This window comes from Roseateles sp. P5_B10, assembly GCF_056400485.1.
Genome location: NZ_JBFULE010000606.1, coordinates 1 through 3,253, shown reverse-complemented (window position 1 = coordinate 3,253; position 3,253 = coordinate 1). Strand labels below are relative to the sequence as shown.

The window sequence follows — 3,253 nt, the reverse complement described above, 5'->3', positions numbered from 1 at the left end:
GCTTCACCTACAGCGACCTGATGCTGACGGCACCGGGCGCCGGCGGCCAGGGTGGCGCCGGCTTCGCGCCCAATGCCATCACGCTGGACTTCAACCAGGGCTTCGCCTTCGACTTCCACTTTTTCATCCCCGTCAGCCAGGGCCTGCGCGGCGATGGCTTCACTTTCGCGCTGAGCGACACGGCCGGCGTCGGCGGCGCAGGCTCGGGCCTCGGCTATGACGGCCTGAGTCCGGCCAGCGTGGCCTTTGCCATCGACACCTTTCATTTCAACGGCGAACCGGTGTCGCCCAGCCTGCAGATCCTGTCCGGCGGCTCTGTGGCGCCGCTGGCTGCTACCGAAACCGGCCTGGGCGACGCCATCCGCGACCCTGACTTCCAGTGGTATGCCTCGGTGCAGTACACCCCCTCGGGGCTGAACGACAACGCCGGCATGCTGACCGGCACCATCGAGCACCTCAACCTCGGCACCTTCACGGTCAGCGCCCAGGTCAGCTTTGACCAGTTGGGCCTCGTCGGCACGCCGGTGTTCTACGGCTTCACGGCCGCCAACGGCCTGGCCACCGACGGCCACTTCCTCACCTCGGCCGTGCCGGTGCCCGAGCCGGGCAGCGGGGCCCTGATCCTGGCCGGCCTGGCCTGCCTGGCCATGCTGGCCCGGCGCCGCCGCGCGCGTTGACGTGATCCAAGTCGCTGCCCTCGGCCCGCGGCCCGCCTGCGGGACACCCTTTGACTGTCACGCCTCGGCCGCGACGTTGTAGACACCTGCCTCGGACAGGCGAAAGCCACAACGGCTGTAGAACTCCCGCAGGTCAGGCTCGAAGTCGACGTGCACCCAAGTGACCCCGCGCGCCCTGGCTTGCTCCAGCGCGGCAAGAACCAACGCCGTTCCGATACCGTGCCGCCGGCAACTGGGATGAACCGTGGGGTCCAGGACAAACGCATGCGTCTTGCCGTCCCAGGCGACGTTGACGTAGCCGACAAGTTCGGCCCCCCGGTACGCGCAGACGTAAGCCATGCTGGAGCGCAAGACGGGTTGAAATGTCGCAGGGCAATGGTTCGCCCAAGACGCAGAAAACAACTCGTTCAGTTCCAGGTCACCCAGGGGTGGCGAGAGCTTGTATTCRATGGCTGGCGCTGAATTCATGGGTGGCAAGTGGCTAGCTGGTGTTGCGAGCCCACTCAGCGACGAACGCGGTAGCGGATGTGGGTGGCCTCCGGGGTGTCGATCACCCGGACAATCTCCAACTCCACGCGCGAAGGCAACATCTCGAACAACCGGCGGCCACCACCGAGCAGGACCGGGATCTGGTGGATCTGCAACTCGTCCAGCACACCAGCCTCGAGCGCCCGTTGCGCCGTGTACGCGCCAAGCATCAGCACGATGCGATCCCCGGCGGCGGCCTTTGCCTGCGCCATTGCGCGCTCGATGCCGTCGGGCACGTAGGTCACCAACGGATAGTTCGCTACCGAAGGGCCCGGCGGCCGGTGGCTGGGCACGATGATCGGGACACCGTGGTTGTCACCGCCCCAGTGATCGACCTGCTCCACAGTGCGCCGCCCCGCCAGAATCGCGCCAGGTGAGTTCCACTCATCCCACAGTTGTCCGACCGCCCCAGATGGACGGGAGAAGTCCCCATACCACTCGTGCAACCGGTCGAATTCGTCGCCGCCGGGGTTGCCCACTTCGTCGTTCGGGCCAGCGATGTATCCGTCGAGTGACATCGACATGAAGAGTACCGATGTGGACATCTGAGGTCTCCTGCTGTCTCGAAGAATGGTCAGACGTACGCGATGCCGCTTGAGTGAGTGACGCCTGACGTTGAAGCTGTGCGGCGGACCGAGGCTTGCCGAGGGACGTCCGCTCGAGCGACCGGTTAGGCACCTGCACCTACTCGCAACTCTGACCAAAGCTGAGCGAAAACACCCTGGAAATTCTGAAACGCTTGGTGCAGCGCACGAATGTCCAGGTCGCTCCCTTCCGCGGACTTGGGACCGATCCAGTACCTCGAACTGTCGCCCCACGGCTCATGGACGACGCACGGAACGCCTCGATATAGGAATGTGAATCGATCGTCATTCCAGAGATTCCTCCGAACTTCTGTCACGCCTTCAGTTGAGCGAAGGAGCTTGTGCAGCGAATTAAATGTGACCCATAGGCTAGTGATCTCGAACGCAATCAAGAAGCCATCTTCTCGCAGAATCGGATACGTCCGCATTCAGGCGCCTAACGTGCAAGCCAAGCGGACGGCGAAGCCGTCCGCTGCAGCGGGATCACCGCACGGTTCATCAGGATCTCCCTGATGTTCGAATTCCAGATGAAAGCAGAGCCAATGCATGCGCTCGAAAACTTCATACGATTCTGCGTTTTTCTCCACCGGCAAATTGCAGCGGGCACAAATGAGCGGCGCGGCTGTCACGTCATCTCCCGTATGCCCAACGTAGACGTCACCGGCGACTTGCGGCTGTGAGGCGCATAGCGCCGGAAGGCCACAAGGCGTCCGAGTTAACGGGCAGGTTAGAGCTCAATCTTCGTCCTCCACCCAAATGCACGACGCGTAGCGCTGACTGATCGCCAGAACACCTGCATCGAACGTTGACTCGGTCAACGGGTTCCATCCGAAGCTGGAAGGACCCTGCTTCCGGGAAAAGTACTCCGACCAATCCGCATTGATATAGAACGTAGCACCGGGCTCCTGTGATGCAAGGAACTGATACGCCAGTTCCGTGGCGCGTGCGAGTGGCATCACTTCGCATTTGTAGGCCATGTCCTGATGAAGAATCGCCACCAGGACCTGGGCGGCCTTGTCACCGGGCACTTCCCGCAAGAAGCTCGGTTCAGGCGCTAGACCAAATACCGACATTAGCGCGCCAAGTTGTGGCTCTCCCAACACGTTCGTGCTTGCACATCGGACATAGCCAGCCTCTCGCTCAGCGGGAATGTCGTGAAACCACATCTTGAGCTTTATCGTGCGAGCTCAGCGGACGGCGAAGCCGTCCGCTGGAGCGAAAGGTTGAGCCGCATTCAAACCTGCCTGCGCCCGAAGGCGACAGGGAAGAACCTTGATTGCGAGGCTTGGAACGTCACCGACCATTCGCCGTACACATCGGCTTCGAGCGAGAAGTAGAAACTGCATTGGTCTTCTGTTTCGCCGGGCACGCGGCCCGACTCAACGCCCTCGAAGTGCCAGTCTCCTGGTGCGGCGACCTTAGCCCGGTCAACGAATGCGTCCAGGTATGCGACCGCCTTGGTCT

6 protein-coding genes are annotated in these 3,253 nt (G+C 62.4%); 2 read left to right on the top strand and 4 right to left on the bottom strand.

Going from position 1 to position 3,253, the window contains the following annotated elements:
* A partial coding sequence (locus tag AC1DU6_RS24645; RefSeq protein WP_477860288.1) for a PEP-CTERM sorting domain-containing protein occupies positions 1–677 on the top strand: 677 nt, incomplete at its 5' end.
* 57 nt (positions 678–734) lie between these two features.
* On the opposite strand, the gene AC1DU6_RS24640 is transcribed toward AC1DU6_RS24645, so the two are convergent.
* Entirely contained in the window at positions 735–1,145 is a 411-nt protein-coding gene (locus tag AC1DU6_RS24640) for a GNAT family N-acetyltransferase (protein ID WP_457325856.1), read from the bottom strand.
* Positions 1,146–1,180: 35 nt separating this feature from the next.
* Positions 1,181–1,750, bottom strand: a complete 570-nt coding sequence (locus AC1DU6_RS24635) for a dihydrofolate reductase family protein (protein WP_457325855.1) — start codon at positions 1,748–1,750, stop codon at positions 1,181–1,183.
* Positions 1,751–2,301: 551 nt separating this feature from the next.
* Here AC1DU6_RS24635 and AC1DU6_RS24630 point away from each other — a divergent pair.
* Positions 2,302–2,469 (top strand): hypothetical protein, encoded by a 168-nt coding sequence (locus tag AC1DU6_RS24630; protein WP_477860287.1) that lies wholly within the window; start codon positions 2,302–2,304, stop codon positions 2,467–2,469.
* A gap of 54 nt (positions 2,470–2,523) precedes the next feature.
* On the opposite strand, the gene AC1DU6_RS24625 is transcribed toward AC1DU6_RS24630, so the two are convergent.
* Both AC1DU6_RS24625 and AC1DU6_RS24620 read right to left on the bottom strand, forming a co-directional pair.
* Positions 2,524–2,955: a hypothetical protein gene (locus AC1DU6_RS24625; RefSeq protein ID WP_477860286.1), complete on the bottom strand. Its 432-nt coding sequence runs from the start codon at positions 2,953–2,955 to the stop codon at positions 2,524–2,526.
* Positions 2,956–3,023: 68 nt separating this feature from the next.
* A partial coding sequence (locus AC1DU6_RS24620; protein WP_477860284.1) for a hypothetical protein occupies positions 3,024–3,253 on the bottom strand: 230 nt, incomplete at its 5' end.